Source organism: Candidatus Woesearchaeota archaeon (genome assembly GCA_021734105.1).
Lineage (GTDB): Archaea > Nanobdellota > Nanobdellia > Woesearchaeales > SKGA01 > SKGA01.
Genome location: JAIPJP010000021.1, coordinates 1 through 17,544, shown reverse-complemented (window position 1 = coordinate 17,544; position 17,544 = coordinate 1). Strand labels below are relative to the sequence as shown.

The following is a 17,544-nucleotide window of genomic DNA, read 5'->3' as shown; positions in this document are numbered from 1 at the left end:
GAACGGAAGCGCAGCTGGAGTGACTATGCTCCTGTTAAACGTCCCGAGCGAAAGCGAGAGGCCTGCAAGGCCGTGGTCGTAGTAAAATCTTTGATTTTACGGAGAAGTTGTTTGTTTTGGAGTTTGAGCTTTACAGTAAGAAAGCCTTTAAAGATTTCCAATTGCGTTAAGCAATTTTTCATGTCCTTTAACGAGTTTATTAAACTCGTTTAGTTCTTTGATGACTACGTTATAGTCATCGTTTGAAGGGTTTGATTGTGCCATTTTTTATCCACTCTTTGATTTCTTCTTTTGAGTAAAAATTTTCTCTGATGCCTTGCATCACTTGAGCATAGGAAGGATCGTCTTTTATTTTAAACTTTCCTTTATTTTGTGTAACAAAATATTTGGTTACGATAAACGCAGTTCTTCGATTACCGCTAGCAAAAGCATGACTTTTGATGACTTGTTTCATAAGTATGGCTGCTTTATCGTATAAATCACCATCGGATTCTATGCACGCATCTAAAGCTCTACTAAGTTTTAATTTACTCAAAACTTCAGATTTATCTGCCTTTTTAACCTTAACAACAGTCAAAATCAAAGCATTAAGCTCAATAATCTTCTCTTCTGAAGGATATTTAAAGGCAACCATATATTTTAAATGGTTGCTTTTCTTTATAAATATTGCTTCAAAAAACTCCAAAACAAACAATTACGTTTAACACATCGGGCTTGATGAACTTTGACGATTAATTGCGAAGCTGTCAAAATTCGGAACGGAAGTGCAACTGGAGTGACTATGCTCCTGTTTGACGCCCCGAAGACCTTTTGGTCTGAGAGGCCTGCAAGGCCGTGGTCGTAGTGAGCGCTTGCGCGTAACGAAGAAGTCTTTTTCTTTTAATATGTAACTTAATTGTTTTTTGTTGGAAGCAAATTTCGCGCACCAGCAAGCTGACACTAAAGATTACTAATTGACTTTTTATTATTATCATACTAAAGAAAAAGATTGCGTTAAACATCAGGGTTTGCTGAACTTTCCACAATTAAAGCCGAAGGCGTGGAAAGTTGGGTGGAGCCTGCAAGGCGGAACCGTTAAGGTGCTGTTATGTCTGGGCGAGAACTTTAGTTCGAGAGGCTGCAAGCCGTCCCCGAGTACCGCAACGAAGTGAGGAACGGAGAGTTTTTCTTTTACCCGTAAGAATTAGAATTTAAGCTCAGTTTCTTCTGTAATTGTTTTTTTGTCAAGATATAAATCTTTTTTATGTAGTTCAAGATGATATTCTTCTAATTTATCTACTGTTTGAGAATGTTTTAAGGGCAAATCATGGGGCCTGTATTGAGATGAAAATTCATTTAATAATACTTCATCTAAACATCTTCCGTTCAAGGGTCTTCCCCAAACATTTGTCTTTGCACTTTGTTCATTTTGAACAAAAGAAACTATTCTAATATCTTCATATTGTCTTGAATCATATATTAGAGGTTTTTTGTAACTTATTGTTGTAGAAACTCCCATTTCAACATCAATGGTGAAATCATTTCTATCTTTTACTTTTCCAATGTGATTAATTATTTCTCTATTTAGGTTTCGACCAATAAAGTAAAAATTTTCTACTGAAATGATATCTTGACTCATATTTTTTGATAATTGACTGAGCTTAAAAAAGGTTTCTATTGTTGAAGGGTAAAATAAAAATTAGACATAAACATCGGAATTTAACGAAGTCGCCGAAGGCGATTTGGGTGGAGAAACCTGCAAGGTTTCGTAACCGTTAAATTCCTGTTAGTTGTGTCACGAAGTGACCGAGGGTTAGTGCAACGGTCGGCGAAGCCGAAACCCGAAGAGTTATCAGAGTTGCGTTTCTTTTAATATTTGAAAAATTCCTTCTGCAATAAGATTAGTTGGAAAAGATGCAATATTACTATTTAATTCAATTACTTCTTTTGGAGATGCTGGGACATGAATGAATAAAGTTTTAATTTTTTTATCCTTTAAATAACTGAGGCAATTATAATAAGCATAATTACAGATATAAGTTCCTGCATGGAATGATACTTCAGCAGGAATTCCCTTTTCTTTTAATTTATCTGAAAAATTCAATATATCAATATCAGTTTCAAATGCTAAGGAATTATTCATAGAAATTTTTTCAGATTGAATTTTTATTCCTTCATTGTCAGGAATTTCTGCATGTTTAAAGTTTAATCCGATTTTTTCTATTTTAACTTTATTTATTCCCATTGCAACTCCTAGTCCTAAAACAATTTCTGGGTTGAACTCATGAATTTTTTCTTTTAATAAGTCCCAGCAATTGTATGTGACGGGTAATTGAATTAATTCGACATCTTTGGAATTAAATAGGTCTATTATTGCTTTTCCAACTTCATGTGCAGGATTACTTTTTAGATTATGGAATTTTTCAAAGGTGTAAATTAAAGTCGTCATAATATTATGATGCGGTTAAAGGGTTATAAATTTTTCTCTAGCAACTCTGATAATTGCAACTAACATCGGGCTTAAGGAGAGTTTTGACTGAAAGGAGAAATTCGGGCGGAGTCTGCAAGACGGAGCTCTTTAAGCCCTGTTAAGTCGCCCCGACGACTGAAAGGAGGAGAGCCTGCAAGGCGTGGGTCGCAGAGAGGCACAGCCGAACGAGAAGTTGAGTTTTTACAAGTTCTTCAATCTTCTTTTTTCAAATATTTTTTCAAATGAGAAATCATTTTCTCACTTTTATTAAGTTCATTCTCCACATCGAAAAGTTCTTTTCGATCTTCTTCAGTTTCTTTATAAATCCAATTCATACTCTGGACAATTTTATCTATAACGCCTTTATTTAGCTGTTTTCTTTCAAACATTTCAAGAAATTCTTTTTTAGCACGACTCATATTCTGAAAATGCTCATTTAGTTGTCTTTCAAAAGATTCTAATCGTTGAAACTTTTGAGTTAATCTTTTGAACTCTTCTTCCAATTCATGTAATACATTATTTGCTTTATTTTCAAGAATAATTTTTTTAGAATCTAATTGTTCAATTTTTTCAAAAGCATTAAGAATTTCTTTTTTTTTATCTTCAATAGCTTTTGTTATATCGTAATTCTCGAAATATTTTTCCTCAGGATGTTGATCATGGATTTCTTTTAAATTATTCATTGCAGAATGAATTAATCCAATTTGTTTACCAAATTCGTTGCTAAAATGACTCATATTGTATCACCAACAAAAAATATTTGAAAGAAGTATAAATACTTTTTCATTGAACTTGTAAAAACTCAATTCGACTTAACATCGCAGTTTGGAGAACTTTCCACTATCAATGCCTTTGGGCGTGGAAAGTTGGGTGGAGCCTGCAATGGCGGAACCTCTAAACTGCTGTTTTCCCGCCCCGAGCATGTAATGCGAGAGCCTGCAAGGCGTGGGTCGAGGAAGCGAAGCTGACGAAGAAGTTTTGTTTTTGCTTTGAGTGTAGTTTTTTGCTTAGTTTTTTGAACCATTTATAAAAAAAATAGTTGTGATCATTATCTGACTATTTAGTTTACAAATTCTTATGTTGAAAATATATGTTTAGTCGGTTCAAAAAATTTCGTTAAACCCAACTGTTATGCGATTGTTCGCATTGATGTGGATTGACGAGCAAAAGACGTTAAGCACGAAAAGTTTGCTCTAATAATTGAGTTGTAACTCTGAACTTTATTCTTAATTTAGCAAGTGTTAGAGACAAAAACAAAATTCGTGGAAAACACATATTAGGCCGAGTTTTTCGGTCTAAGGAGTGTTATGTTGTTTCTGATTTTTCTCTGAAGATTGTAAATCCGAAGGATTTACGGGTTTTGAGGAGGAGATTATAAAAATTATTTTTGTTTGAGTTCTTTTATGAGTTATGCAATTGATACAGGGCGTTTATTGCAAGAGCTTCGGGATGAATGTGTTTTAAGAGGGTTTAGCGCTGCTACGATTAGGACTTATAATTATTGTGTAGGGATGTATGTGCGGTTTGCTCGAGAAAGGGGATTAAACTTGGATGTTTCGAGTGTTAGGTCGTTTCTTTTATGGGTTAAGGTGAGTGAGAATACTGCACGGTTGTATCATGCGGCTTTGCTTTTTTTCTTTTCTGCAGTTCTTAAGAAGCCTTTTACACAACAGGATGTTCCAAAAAAGAAGCGACTAAGGCAGTTGCCGAAAATATTGAGTAAACAGCAGATGAGAGAACTTGTTGGGCTCTTTGATAATGTAAAACATCGACTTGTGGTGAAACTGTTGTATAGCTCTGGCTTGCGACTACAAGAGCTTGTTAATTTGAAGCGAAGCGATATTAATGTAGTTGATGGGGTGGTTACTGTACGGCGGGGGAAAGGAGGGAAAGATAGAATTACTCTTTTTGCTAAAGACTTAGAGCAAGATTTGCTTGTTTATTATTCGCAGACGGGATTTGTTTCACCCTATGTGTTTGAAGGGAGAGGGGGAGGGAAATATGCAAAGAAAAGCGTGCAAAAATTATTAGAAAATGCAGGAAAACAATTAGGTGTTCGTATCACACCACATATGCTTAGACATTCATTTGCAACACATTTGGTAGAAGCAGGAGTTGATATTCGTTATGTTCAAAAACTCTTAGGTCATAGCGATGTAAGTACAACAGGGGTGTATGTGCATGTGGCAAAAAAAGATTTACGAGGAATACAAAGTCCTTTAGATGTATTGTGTTAGTCTTTATATTTTGCTTCTCAAAATGTAATAGTTTAGTTATTTTTTTTTAACGAGCGGAAAATGCCCTACTTCACCTACCAAGAATACTTCTAAAAACTTGAAATTATGTTAAAAAAATTAATGGTGCTATTTTTTTATGTGTGAGAAAAATAAAAGTCAGGGGAATATGAAAAACTAATACTTGCTTTACTTCCCCTGACTTGGTTGTTTGTGGTTGTGTGGGTTTGGTGTGAGTATAATAAATGCCTAACAGCTTTAGGGCCGTTGGCATTTATTTTTTATGTGGTGGTGTGAGTGAAGAAACTTAGTACTCATTAGCAGCCTCTAAAAAAGCCATATCATATAGTGAAATATATTCCTCATCAACAGATTTCTCGCCAATGAGTTGCATGATGGCGTCGTTGTCTGATGTTGTATTATCCAAAGTTTGAACCGTTTTCATATATTTCACCTCGAGATGTTTCTCAATTAATAGCTTAGTTGCAGTCATTTATAAACAATAGTAAGGAGACATATGGAATTGGAGTTAGTAAAGCTTAAAAGAGGAACTCCATTCTAGTGGTTTTAACATGCAACTTATTACGTGTAGCACGCCATTGTGGTTTGGCGTGACAAAAATCATTATACAATTAATTTTTGCACTAGTTACGCTTTTAGTTGCGTTTTTTTCTTATAAAGTATATAAGCTTTCTCGCCAACGACCAACATTTCTTTTCGGTTTAGGATTTATTGCACTTAGTAGTGCATATTTTATAGAGGCATTGTTTAATTATTTACTTTTACAAGGAGTGCAGACTCAGCATTTATTTCCAGCAGCAATAGGTGTTGCTCAACCTTTACAATTAAGTATTTTTGTTGTGAGTTTGCAAATGCTTTTAATGATTACAGGGTTATCGTTACTAAGTTATGTGACGCTTAAGGAACGCGGCGCAAAAATATTTTTACTAATTTTATCAATGAGTCTTGTGGGTATAGTGATGAGTGCACATGTCGGTTTGACATTTTATATTATAACAAGTATATTTTTATTGTTCATAACAGCGCAATATTTTCAACGACACGCTCGCAAGCCAACTAAAAATTCTTTAATGGTGTTTATGGGATTTGGTCTGCTCTTTTTAGGAAATGTGCAACTTGCTTTTGCACAATCTTTGAGCTTACTGTATATCTCAGGACATTTTATTAGTTTGTTTGGTTATTTACTTTTATTAGTAAATCTCTTGCGGGTTGTGAAACGATGAGTAAAAAACGAGGCCGCCTACAAATAATTCATGACATTCTAAATGCTATAAAATTAAAAGGTGGTATGATTAAACCCACTCATTTGCTTTATAAATCAAATCTTTCACACCAAATGATGAATGATTATCTTAAAGAACTTATAGGGAAAGAATTTATTATGGAACACATTGCGCCAAAAAATAATGCCAAGACCTATTCTTTAACAAGAAAAGGATATGATTATTTAGCAGAATATAGAACTGTTGTGCAGTTTGTGGAAAGCTTTGGTCTTGAAGAAGAGTAAACAGATTATATGTTGAGGGGATTATTTGGAATTAGATAAAGAGCGAGCAAAAGATGTACTCATCAAACCCTTCAAAGAACAAGGCATGCTATTCTTAGAACAATTTTCTCGACTCGCTTATCAAAAAGATTTACTTGATCCCCTAAAAGAACACGAGACGCCTGAACGACTCGCGCTACTCTCCTTTTTAGCAGTGCTTTATGATTCACAAAAAGAGTCGCGCAAGCATTACAAAGAAGTACTTGAGTTGTATCGAGCGAACCCTGATTTTTTTACGCTTGAGAATATTTTAGCTATGAATTCCGAGGAAGCGGGCTTCTTTGCACGAAGCGATATGCTCTCCATGGCAAAAAAAGGAGATTATATGCAAACATCGTATCGCAAGATACAAGACGAATACGGTGGGCAGATGCTTAACGTTTTAGATGAAGATATTGTTGAAACGCAAAAACGACTGCTTACCTTTAAAGGAATAGGTGATGGGTTATCAGGACTTTATGTGCACACCGTTCGCGACCACGGCATTTTTAGTTTTCGCAATGAAGAAGAATTCTGTCCGAAAATAGATTTTCACGATTATAACATTGGACGAGCACTTGGCATCGTTCAAGATATCAACCAGAGAATTCCCGGAGAAAATAAGAAACTATTTGGCAAATTTCTCCGAGACTTAGCACAAGAAGAAGACATCAGCATTTTTGACTTGGACGCATTCCTGTGGGGAATTGGCCAAATTTGCACAGCAAAAAACGATGCGCATTGTCAAGAACTCTGTCCGCTTGCAAGTCAATACCAATTTCCTCGAGCCTACCGATTTGAGAATGATTATTTTGTCCGAGGCAAAAAAGCTCAGAGCAGAAAAAAAATTGCAGAAGCAATGCAATATCAAGGAAAATTGTTTTAAGAAATTCTTATTTGAAATTACTGTTATTGATTCTTGGAGTTTTCTCGAAGAATCTTCGATTTTGGTTGTTTTATGACTATCAGGGACACTTAAACCGACAACATTTATAAATGGTGTCGGGTTCTTTAACTCCATCCCTTTCTTATAGCGGGATGGAGCAGCCAGGAGTGCTCGCAGGGCTCATAAGCCCGCGAGCAAGACGCACACACTCTGTGTCTTGCTTTGTGGCAGAGATACCCTGAGGTCGGAGGTTCAAATCCTCTTCCCGCTATATTTTATTTCTTGATTACTTCAATGTAATTCTTCAACGAAAGGATTTGAACATGCTCAAAAACCAAGGGTTTTTGGCACGTTTCGCAGGCTCAACGAATCCTCTTCCCGCTATATTTTATTTCTCAATTATTTCGATGAAATTCTTCAAACAAATTGATTTGTTTATTATTGGAATCTAAGAATAGAACATAAAAAAACTATTAAAAAATAAAAGAAAATGCACGAAAACCAAAATGGTTTTCGGCACGCTTCACAGCGATTTACTTGCCGGGGCGAAGTGCTCTGACAAGAGATAAATAATAAAAATATCTAGGCGTCAATTTTAGCCTCAGGTCTCACTGCATAACCATACTTGCTGGTGTCATAATCAAAGTGCAAGAGGAAACTTCTTACTTGTTCCCACGAGGGCTTAGTTGTTAGGAGCCATTTGAAAATGTGTTCTGTATAACAATAAGCACAAACATGCATGGGCGTCTTATTCACAATACAGATATCATCGGTAAACCGATTCACATCCAGTAGTTCATCAGATGCTTTCCGAAAACTTTTAAGCATATTGCTATCAGTTTCATTAATCCATGCTTCTATTTGTTCCCCTAGTCTTTCAGGTCCTAGAGGTGTTGTTATTTGCTCTTCACAGAGTACACATGCTCCCATTTTTTTTACACCTCAGCTTCCGAGAATGCTGCTAGTTAGCGTTCGGGGTGCAGGTGTTATCGGCCAACTGCTTTTCAGCGGTCGGTGTCCTGAAACAGCCTGCTGCCTTCTTTTGGGATTGCAACTTTAAGAAGTATTTTTGGTTTCCTTGTCTGTTGCAATTCCAGTTGTTTTTGCTGGTTTTTACAACATCCAAGGATATTTCTTGATGGATGTAGTATTCACTAGATCAAACACGCAATTAAAGTGCCGAATCGTTGTTGTGATACTCATCGTTGATTTCTTGCACGTGCTTGTATATAAGTCTTTCTCAAACAGCCAACATGCAGAAAACTACTAAAAATATCTATATCAGTATACATTTTTCCTCAAAAAACGAAATCTTTATAAACTATTTTCTCCAGGTCTATGCTATATAGTCTTTATATAACTATAAAGAGGTGTATTAATAATGATGAAAAAACGAGCACAAGCAGCTATGGAGTTCTTAATGACCTATGGTTGGGCAATTCTAGTAGTACTTTTAGCAATTGCAGCTTTGGCGTATTTTGGTGTATTAAGCCCCGAAAACCTTTTGCCTGAGCGAACCACTTTTGGAGCACCATTAGCAAATGTAGATAATGCAGTTATTGACGGAGCAACAAACTCCTTAGAAGTTGCATTTGTAAACAATAAGGGAACAGGTATTACGCTTCCTATGACTGGAGCTTTAACTGCTCAAGGTTCAACAGTGTGTGCAAATGCGGTGATTAATGCAACGTATAATAGCGCAGATGCTACAGGTGTAACCATTCCTCAAGGTGAAACTTTCCTTGTAACTTGGGACTGTGATGATTTAGGAACTGTACCTTCAGCTGGAACCAAATTTAAAGCAGATCTTCAGTTTGATTATGTTAATGCGGAAACTGGGCAAACCATTCCACATACAGGTTCTGTACAAGGTAAATACAGTTAAGCCTGCGGCTTAACTTCTTTTTTTTTATTTTCGCTGTAAAGCGTGCCAAAGATTATGTTTGATTTTTGAGCACGTTTTCTTTTTTTTCTTTCTTTTTCTTTCTTATTCTTTGATTTGATTGTTCACGTGCTACGCAATATTATTGCATGCTCTGCATGGCAAATACTGCAAACGAGTCGCGGTAATTCCTTAGCTAAAGCATTGGAATGCTTATCGTTTGTTTTTTTGCAAGGTAGCACTGTTTCTGAGTTGGTAGGTAATTGTTGCATTACTCGTTGCTGCAACATTTGTTTTAACTGTTTGATAGGCACACTATCTTTAAATAGGGCTTTAAGGTGAATTATTCTTATGAGAGGGGAGACTAGAGCGCAAGTTGCTATGGAGTATTTGATAATTTTCTCTATAGCATTCTTAATGACGATGCCTTTGGTTATTATTTTTGCAACACAGACGAGTAATTTGCAATCAGATATTGCCAACGCGCAACTTGAAAAAGCAGCATCCGAAATTATTGATGCAGCATCAGAAGTTTATTTTATGGGTTCGCCTGCACAACAAACTATTAGGGTCACGTTTCCTGATGGAATTATTTTAGCAAGTATAACTAACAAAGCACTTGTGTTTACTATGCAAGGAGCAACTTATAATTACACTTATGTGAAAGATACAACCATTAATTTAACAGGAACGCTTAAGACTTTTGAAGGTACACATAAAATTGTTGTGAAAGCGCAAGGCGCAGTAGTTTCTTTAGAGGATACATAAAAATGCGACGAGGTCAAGTCTCTATAGAATTTATTTTGCTTTTAGTAACTGGTTTTTTTTTCATGTTTACTTTAGTTGCTGCCATGGTTTATTTATCAGCAGATAAAACAACAGAACAAGCATATTATCAACTTGATGATTTAGGACGAGGTATCCAACAAGAACTCTTACTTGCTTCTCGCATGCAAGACGGATACCAACGAACATTTATTTTACCAACAAAAGTTGCAACACATAATTACACGATTGTTTTAGGTAACACTTCAACATACAACGGATTTATTAGTTTACAATTTGCAAATCAAGAAATTTATTATCCAACCCCTGTTGTTAATGGTACATTTATTAAAGGCGCAAATATGCTGCGAAAAGTAAATGATGTATTGTATTTAAATTAATTAAGGCGAAAAAAAGATGAAGCGAGTAAACCCTCAATGTAAAGGACAGATGTTCACTATAGATTTTATTCTTGGTATGGTTGGTTTTATATTTCTTCTTCTTATTGCAGTAAAAGTTTTATTAGGTTTAATTCCTTCAAGTGAGTATGAAGATTTATACCGAGATAATCTTTACATTTCAGACCAACTCGTCGATGCGGGTTATCCGCAAAATTGGAATAATACAACAGTTATTGTTCCAGGACTTATGAGTGCTTCTCAATTAAACATAACTAAACTTACGCAATTTGATTCCTTAGAGTACAATCGAACAAAAATAATATTTCATGTCAATAATGAATATCTCTTCTTTTTTAAAAACTCAACAGACATACTTAATATCACTACTTGTTTGCATGGTTATCCTCTTTTATACAACACAACAACATGCGAGCCAGACTTAACAACTATTACCTATGATAATTTAGTACACACGACACGACTCATAGCACACAATAACACATTATTACAATTAGTAATTTACTCTTGGAATTAATAGGGAGCTAAATGATGAAACGAAAAGGAATATATTACTCTATGGATGCCCTCTTTGCAGGATTACTTTTAGTTGGTGTTGCTGCAACGCTTTTAACCCTTTCATTTTATGAACCGTCTATTGATGAAAAAACATTTCTTACACAAGACTTACTTAATGTACTTGGAGCAATTCACATAATTGATATGAACGCACCTTTTGTACTAGCAGAAATTGCGAATGGAAATATTACTACAGTTAATAATACTGTACTTGAACAAATAGGTGAATATTGGGCTCTAAATAAAACAACAAAAGCAAATCAATTATTCTTTTTAGTAACCAATGAATCTTTACCGCCAGATATTAATATACAATTTTCTATTGAATCAGACTCAATTTATTTACAAAATGATTCAGCAATTACTAATTTAGCAGTCAGTCGACGAATGATATCGGGCATTGCAAAAGGAGCACCTATATCGGGCTCTAGTTCATCAGCATACCTCAAAAAAGTACGCAATAAAAAAACCGCATCATATGCTTATTTTGGAGGTTTTTACGGTCAGGGTAATATATCTGTTAATTTAGAACTGCCTGCTGATTTTCAAACTTCTCGATTGTTATCAAGCGATCTTAAAATAGAAACTTCAGGAACATTTGATTTATATCTTAATGGAATTCTTTGTGGCGGTTCAAGAACAGGTGCTGCTGGAGAAATTAGTTTATGGAATCTTATGGCTTGTAATAATTCGTTTCAATCAAATGAAAATAATATAACTTTATTTTTCACTTCTAACTTAAGCTCATCTTATGTTTCAGGAGGATTTTTAAAAGTTGTTTATACAACAGATACAGTAAAAGATCCAAGCACACCTGGCTATAAACGATATTATCTTCCTGAAATTGCAGGGTTTATTAATATGTATGATGCGTTTGCAGCACAAGGCCTTATCAGAAACTGGACAATGAATCTTTTTTTATATAATGAATATGATACGTTTGTTGTACTTGCAAACGAAACCATTTTTATTTCACCAGGACAAAATACTACCCAACACATTGTTTACTCCCGAATAAATCAATCATTACCCCCAACACAGATACCTTTGCGAGTTGGAACAACAAATCTTTCAAATATTACTATTGCAACTGCCGGAAAACCTTCTGATTCTTTTTTAGTAACTGATATTTCAGGAAGTATGGCTGATTGTGGAAGATATTTTACACAAGATGTAGAATATTGTAGCTATGAATATTTTTGGTGGGCTTGGTGGTTTAATAGGGAATGCGAACTTGCAACGACTTGTGTTTCAAATGAATGTGGAGGAACATCAACAACAAGAAATCACGTTATTTATAATAAAACAACTTCTACGTGCAATGGCACTTTACTTGACATTGCAAAAGAAGCAGGACATCTTTTTATTGAAACAATTCTTAATGATTCAACCTTGCATGAAATAGGTTTAGTTGATTTTTCTTATGATGCAAACCCTGCAACAGCTTTAACAAATGTACAAGGAGTGTTAGATGCTGAAATAGATACATACTCTGCAAACGGTGCAACCTGTACTTGTTGCGGTATTAACCGAGCAAGAGATTTAATTAACGTATCAATAGATGATAAATTTATTGTTGTATTAAGTGATGGAGAACCAACACGTCATTGTGGTGGCGATATTCATGAATATGACGGTCAAGGAAGTGATAGTACGCAATCACAAAATGATGCAATTGCTGCAGCACAACAAGCATGTATGGATAATATAACCGTTTATGCTATAGGGTTTGGTGAAGGAATGAGTGCTTCGGGACATGCTGTTATGGAGCAAATAGCCTGTAATAGTTCATTATATTATAATGCAACAAATGTTTCTGCGCTTGCACAAATTTATGAAAATATTTCAAATCAAATTTTAGTTGCAGCTAATTATTCTTCTCAAACCTTAGAAATTTTGGGGAATTATTCAACAGCCTATTTGTATAATGGTTCGTACATAGATTTATATTATGATCCTTTAGTTGCGCCAGATAATCAAGGAAAAATTTCTTTAACGTTTGAATCAGAACAATTTGGGGGTTGTGATGCAACCATACCTATTCCTGCAGGTATTCAGATAACTGATGCGATGGTTACCTCTTTTTCATCGAAGCATTGGACTAAATCAGTTCTAGTAAATGGTGTTGAAGTCTTTAATCTTTCTGATTATGGAACTGACTACGTCTTATTAGGAGACCCTTTTCTTATTCAAATTCCTTCAACAACATTATTGGTTGGTGCTAACAATAGTATTATTTTAGAAGTAGGAGATTCGCCAACAAATAACTCTGCGTGTTCACCAAACAATACTTTAATTTATACAGCACTTATTAATGCATCAACACCTCGATCGCAAACATTTGAAGTGCATGAGGGCTGTAACTGGAATATAGAATCTGAAGCAGGAATTTTTTCAAATGTTCTTATTCCCAAAGACTATGCAGGAGTAAATGCTTGTAATTACACGGCAACAGATATTACCTATAATCCTTATGATGCATATGATTCAGCAACTTATCATTTGCTTCGCCAACTCGACCCTGATCATGATGGTCAAGTGATTGTTGACTTAACAGAAGCAGACCTTGAAATTACTATTACTTTAGTAAGTGGCGTTCCTTACCTTTGGGGACCAAGTATTGTACAAACGAGTGTGTGGGAATAATATGAATTTATTAAAAAGCAAAAAAGGATTTACTTATTTAATAGCAGCAACTCTTCTTTCAATGATCATTATTTTTGTTTTTTTAGCAGTAAATAAATATACTTATCAAGATAGACAAGATTTACATGAAAACAGAATTGTTGTTATGAATGACTTCGTAACTGATTTTAATCAAGATATTCATCGAGCAACATACATCTCTTCGTTTCGTACACTTCTTGCTTTAGAAGATTATATTTCCAATGCAGAGGAATTTTTTAATGATACAGAAATTGCTTTTGCAGAAACATTTTTTAATGGCACTATTAGTGGACAAGTCGCTCCTCTTTTGAATGACTCAAGTTTTCTTGATTATTTAGATAAAGTTAATAGTTTAGCACGGCATATAGGACTTACTGCAAATATGACTGTGCTTGCTGTGCATCTTAACCAATCATCGCCATGGGCAGTTGATGTGGGTGTTGATATGGCTATTAATATTACAGATACTACAGGTATTGCGTCTTGGGAGTTTGAGCAAACCTATGTGACTACCGTACCTATTTACGATTTGCGAGATCCTCTCTATAGCGTCTTTACTTATAATCGTCTTTCTAATACTATTCGTGTTTTTCCAGAAACATTTTTAGTGAACACCACTGATAATGACACCTCAAACTTACAAAAGTTTCTTAATGACTCATATTACCTTGCTAATCCAAACGCACCATCGTTCTTGCAACGATTTGAAAATAATATCACCTCGCATCCTCAAGGAATTGAAAGTGTTGTTAATGTAGGGCTTCTTGCAGCACAAGATATTGATGTTTATGAAAACAGAATTAAAGTAGATTATATGTATTTTAATGCTATCGCTGGATCAAAAGTTTGCGCTGTGGACGGTGTTTCTTCCTCATTTTATTTTGTAACAACGCAAGATAGAGTGGGTTTATACGAAATTTCTGGATTGGATTATAATAATGTAACTTGTCCATAACTTTAACTTAATTAATTTAGGCTCAGGCTGAGCAAAACGAGAGTTATGGGCGTTTTTTCTTTTTAGAGTAGTTACACAACTTTTTTAACTATGGTATTTAATAATTCTTTTAGTATGAAGAACATAACTACCGGTATTGATAAATTTGTCCAACTCATTCACGATCATAAAAAACTTACTTCTGAGCGAGCAGCAAAATTACTTGGTGTTTCTAAAGATGTTGTCGAAGATTGGATAGAACTCTTAGAACAAGAGAAGGTTGTTTCAGTTTCCTATAAATTTTCTAAAATGTATGTCGAAGAACGAAAAATTGATGAAGAAACAGTTAAAGTTTCAGCAAAACAAGCATTATCTGAAAAAGATGCGTTCGAGAGAAAAATAGATGCAACAATTAAAGCAATTGATAATGAAACATCTGGTTTTGAAACAGTTCGACGAGAATTCGCAACAGTTCAAGGCAGAATTAAAGATGAATTAGAAACTGTTCGTAAAGAAATGAAAGAACTTGAGCATTATGATGAATTAAAGAAAAATATTTCAAAAGATATCGCTGAGCAACAAGAAGTTTACAAGAAGTTTATTCAAGAATATAATAATCAACTCGATAGTTTTGATAAAGCATACCAGCAATCCGTTGAAGATCTTAAAAAAGAAGAAACAAAGCTTGAAGTCTTTGAAACAAAAGTAGGCGAACTTCGTTATAGTAAAGATGAAATAGAAAAAACCATTCAACATAGTTTAAAGGAACTTAAAGCAGTATCGGATAATTTAACTTCTGAAATGAAAAATATTCAAGGAACAGAAGAACGTATAACAAAAATAAAAAAAGACTTACTTTCCATAACAAATAATATTGAAGAAAACAAACAACAAAATATTAAGAAACTTGGAAAACTAGTTGGTTCAAAACGAGAAGAAATTGAGCGACAACAAGATACGCTTCTTAAATCTGCAAAAATAAAAGTTGAAGAAGTAAAAAATTATGCTGATATGGGTAAAAAAATATATGATAGCTTTGAGAATTTATTCTCTAAAAAAATTAAAACAGGTGATCTTATTAGTGATCTTGAGCACGAAAAAGATAGCCTTAAAAAAGAGTTAGAAGTGCTCAAAAAGAAAGTAGAAGCGTTTAATGCGATAGATAAAGAATTAGCAGTTCAAAAAAAATTAGGAGATATTGAAGAAACTCTTGAAAGCTATGAAAAAAGAAAACAAGCATTATCGCAAAAAATTAGCAGTCTTATTAATTTTATTCGGGGAAAATAAATACGTATTACGCGTAACAAAAAAGAGGGTGACTTGATTGGCAAGTAAAAAGAAAAGCATACATAAAAAAACTTCTACAAAGAAAAGTTCTCAAAAGAACACTTCAGCAAAGACAACAAAAAAAGAACATAAGAAAATTCTTAAAAAAATTAATCTCGAAAATAATTCTCAAGAACAAAAATCCTCTGCGATTAGTAAACCTTATGAAATAAAACCTGAGAAACCAGAAAGCAATGCAATGGTAGTTAACAAACAAGAAAAAAATAAGAATGATAATCAAAACAAACCACTTTCTTATCATGTTGAGCAGGTCGCCGAACAACTTGACGAATATCAGTACAACTCTGGTCAAATCCCCATTCGAATAACAATAAAAAAAGATAAACGAGAATACGTGCCCATTTATGATCTTGAAATAGCTTCTATTACGCCAACAACAAAGTTAATATTAGAAAAAATTCGACAAGAATTAATTAAAAAGGTAAGTTTAGGTATTGCCGATTTAAGTGACTCAAAAAAAACTCATCAAATAGAAGAAAAATTCGAAGAACTTATAAAAATCCTTATTGAAAAATACTTGCCGGACAGTGATATGGAAACAACACATTTTCTTACTTCTTATTTAAAAATAAAAAGTTTAGGTCTTGGAAATATAGAACTCATTATGGATGATCAAAACCTTGAAGAAATAGTCATTAATCAAGCTTCAGAACCTATTTGGATTTACCATAAACATTACGGTTGGCTAAAAACAACAACCTATCTAAAAGATGAAAATCAGATTAGACATTATGCAAGTATTATTGGAAGAAAAGTAGGAAGACAAATTACTGTACTCACGCCACTTCTAGATGCAAACCTTGATGCAGGAGATAGAGTAAATGCAACTCTTTCACCAGTAAGTACCGACGGTAACACTATTACTATTCGAAAGTTTAGTAGAGATCCATGGACTATTACAAAATTTCTTCGAGTAGGAACTATAAGTGCAGAAGCAGCAGCAGTTGTTTGGTCAGCAATACAATACGAAATGAGTGCACTTATTGCAGGAGGAACGGCATCAGGAAAAACATCGGCGCTTAACGTTTTTGCAGGGTTTTCCCCACCAAACCAACGAATTCTATCTATTGAAGACACAAGAGAAATTCGATTACCTAAATTTTTACATTGGGTTCCTATGAATACCGTCATGCCAAACGCAGAAGGAAAAGGAGAAATTAGTATGGGTAATTTGCTTGTTAACTCGCTTCGTATGCGACCAGATAGAATTTTAGTAGGTGAAGTACGACGAAAACAAGAAACAGAAACACTCTTTGAAGCAATTCATACAGGACACTCAGTATATGCAACCTTTCACGCAAACAATGCGCGAGAAGCAATTGATAGATTAACTAATCCTCCGCTTGACGTTCCAAAAATAATGCTTCCTGCAATCTCATTAATTATTGTACAATTTAGAAACAGAAGAACAGGAAAACGACGAACATTTCAAATCGCAGAAATAATGCCTAATGGAGAACCAAATGTTATTTTACAGTATGATGCAAAAAAAGATGTTCTTGTAAGTACTTCAGGAAGTATGTTTGGTTCAGAAAGTTCTTCTAAGAAAGGGACATCGCACTTTTTTGAAACAATAAATAATTTTACGGGGATGAGTATTAAAGAAATTAAAGAAGAAATAACTGAGAAAGTTAAAGTTCTTAACTATCTTGTTAAACATAATATTGATTCTGTTGATGGTGTAGGACGAGTCATGGCAGAATATTACACCGATAAAGATAATCTTATGAAATATGTTAATTCTAATAAAGAATTTCCTCATATGTAAGTAGAAGATGAATATTTACAAACGAATTGCAAAAAAAATTCCTGGTCTGCAAGCAAGACTACATCAGGCAGCAATTTACGACACACCAG

The 17,544-nt window shown here is 34.4% G+C and carries 18 protein-coding genes and 1 tRNA gene; 13 read left to right on the top strand and 6 right to left on the bottom strand.

Annotation, left to right across the window (positions count from 1 at the left end):
* Positions 1–235: 235 nt before the first annotated feature.
* The 4 genes from K9M74_04480 to K9M74_04465 all read right to left on the bottom strand — a co-directional run bounded on the left by K9M74_04480 (position 236) and on the right by K9M74_04465 (position 3,186).
* A complete protein-coding gene (locus K9M74_04480) occupies positions 236–634 on the bottom strand; it encodes a type II toxin-antitoxin system death-on-curing family toxin (protein MCF7799134.1) in 399 nt (132 codons plus the stop codon).
* 549 nt (positions 635–1,183) lie between these two features.
* Entirely contained in the window at positions 1,184–1,618 is a 435-nt protein-coding gene (locus tag K9M74_04475; GenBank protein MCF7799133.1) for a hypothetical protein, read from the bottom strand.
* Between the two features lie 213 nt (positions 1,619–1,831).
* Positions 1,832–2,428: a pyroglutamyl-peptidase I gene (locus K9M74_04470; protein ID MCF7799132.1), complete on the bottom strand. Its 597-nt coding sequence runs from the start codon at positions 2,426–2,428 to the stop codon at positions 1,832–1,834.
* A gap of 233 nt (positions 2,429–2,661) precedes the next feature.
* On the bottom strand, positions 2,662–3,186 hold the full coding sequence (locus K9M74_04465) for a hypothetical protein (protein MCF7799131.1): 525 nt from the start codon (positions 3,184–3,186) through the stop codon (positions 2,662–2,664).
* 666 nt (positions 3,187–3,852) lie between these two features.
* Between K9M74_04465 and K9M74_04460 the strand changes: the two genes are divergently transcribed.
* A complete protein-coding gene (locus K9M74_04460; protein MCF7799130.1) occupies positions 3,853–4,686 on the top strand; it encodes a tyrosine-type recombinase/integrase in 834 nt (277 codons plus the stop codon).
* Positions 4,687–4,990: 304 nt separating this feature from the next.
* Here the strand turns inward: K9M74_04460 and K9M74_04455 are convergent, their stop codons facing one another.
* Positions 4,991–5,128 (bottom strand): hypothetical protein, encoded by a 138-nt coding sequence (locus tag K9M74_04455; GenBank protein ID MCF7799129.1) that lies wholly within the window; start codon positions 5,126–5,128, stop codon positions 4,991–4,993.
* A 127-nt stretch (positions 5,129–5,255) separates the two neighbouring features.
* Between K9M74_04455 and K9M74_04450 the strand changes: the two genes are divergently transcribed.
* The 4 genes from K9M74_04450 (at position 5,256) to K9M74_04435 (ending at position 7,386) form a co-directional block, all read left to right on the top strand.
* Positions 5,256–5,927 (top strand): hypothetical protein, encoded by a 672-nt coding sequence (locus K9M74_04450; GenBank protein ID MCF7799128.1) that lies wholly within the window; start codon positions 5,256–5,258, stop codon positions 5,925–5,927.
* A complete protein-coding gene (locus K9M74_04445) occupies positions 5,924–6,211 on the top strand; it encodes a winged helix-turn-helix domain-containing protein (protein ID MCF7799127.1) in 288 nt (95 codons plus the stop codon). Before K9M74_04450 ends, K9M74_04445 begins: the two co-directional genes overlap by 4 nt.
* A gap of 25 nt (positions 6,212–6,236) precedes the next feature.
* Positions 6,237–7,115 (top strand): hypothetical protein, encoded by an 879-nt coding sequence (locus K9M74_04440; protein ID MCF7799126.1) that lies wholly within the window; start codon positions 6,237–6,239, stop codon positions 7,113–7,115.
* Between the two features lie 146 nt (positions 7,116–7,261).
* A tRNA-Met gene (locus K9M74_04435) sits at positions 7,262–7,386 on the top strand.
* Between the two features lie 311 nt (positions 7,387–7,697).
* On the opposite strand, the gene K9M74_04430 is transcribed toward K9M74_04435, so the two are convergent.
* The gene (locus K9M74_04430; protein ID MCF7799125.1) at positions 7,698–8,045 is read right to left on the bottom strand and encodes a hypothetical protein; all 348 of its coding nucleotides are present in this window, start codon (positions 8,043–8,045) and stop codon (positions 7,698–7,700) included.
* Positions 8,046–8,496: 451 nt separating this feature from the next.
* On the opposite strand from K9M74_04430, the gene K9M74_04425 reads away from it, so the two are divergent.
* The 8 genes from K9M74_04425 to tadA all read left to right on the top strand — a co-directional run bounded on the left by K9M74_04425 (position 8,497) and on the right by tadA (position 17,455).
* Complete coding sequence (locus K9M74_04425) at positions 8,497–9,000, top strand: hypothetical protein (GenBank protein MCF7799124.1); 504 nt, start codon at positions 8,497–8,499, stop codon at positions 8,998–9,000.
* Positions 9,001–9,348: 348 nt separating this feature from the next.
* The gene (locus K9M74_04420; GenBank protein MCF7799123.1) at positions 9,349–9,765 is read left to right on the top strand and encodes a hypothetical protein; all 417 of its coding nucleotides are present in this window, start codon (positions 9,349–9,351) and stop codon (positions 9,763–9,765) included.
* A 2-nt stretch (positions 9,766–9,767) separates the two neighbouring features.
* On the top strand, positions 9,768–10,163 hold the full coding sequence (locus K9M74_04415; GenBank protein ID MCF7799122.1) for a hypothetical protein: 396 nt from the start codon (positions 9,768–9,770) through the stop codon (positions 10,161–10,163).
* Between the two features lie 16 nt (positions 10,164–10,179).
* Positions 10,180–10,698, top strand: a complete 519-nt coding sequence (locus tag K9M74_04410; protein ID MCF7799121.1) for a hypothetical protein — start codon at positions 10,180–10,182, stop codon at positions 10,696–10,698.
* An 11-nt stretch (positions 10,699–10,709) separates the two neighbouring features.
* Complete coding sequence (locus tag K9M74_04405) at positions 10,710–13,385, top strand: VWA domain-containing protein (GenBank protein MCF7799120.1); 2,676 nt, start codon at positions 10,710–10,712, stop codon at positions 13,383–13,385.
* Position 13,386: 1 nt separating this feature from the next.
* The gene (locus K9M74_04400; GenBank protein ID MCF7799119.1) at positions 13,387–14,361 is read left to right on the top strand and encodes a hypothetical protein; all 975 of its coding nucleotides are present in this window, start codon (positions 13,387–13,389) and stop codon (positions 14,359–14,361) included.
* Positions 14,362–14,475: 114 nt separating this feature from the next.
* On the top strand, positions 14,476–15,627 hold the full coding sequence (locus K9M74_04395) for a hypothetical protein (protein MCF7799118.1): 1,152 nt from the start codon (positions 14,476–14,478) through the stop codon (positions 15,625–15,627).
* Between the two features lie 37 nt (positions 15,628–15,664).
* Positions 15,665–17,455, top strand: a complete 1,791-nt coding sequence (gene tadA, locus K9M74_04390) for a Flp pilus assembly complex ATPase component TadA (GenBank protein ID MCF7799117.1) — start codon at positions 15,665–15,667, stop codon at positions 17,453–17,455.
* Positions 17,456–17,544 lie beyond the last annotated feature (89 nt).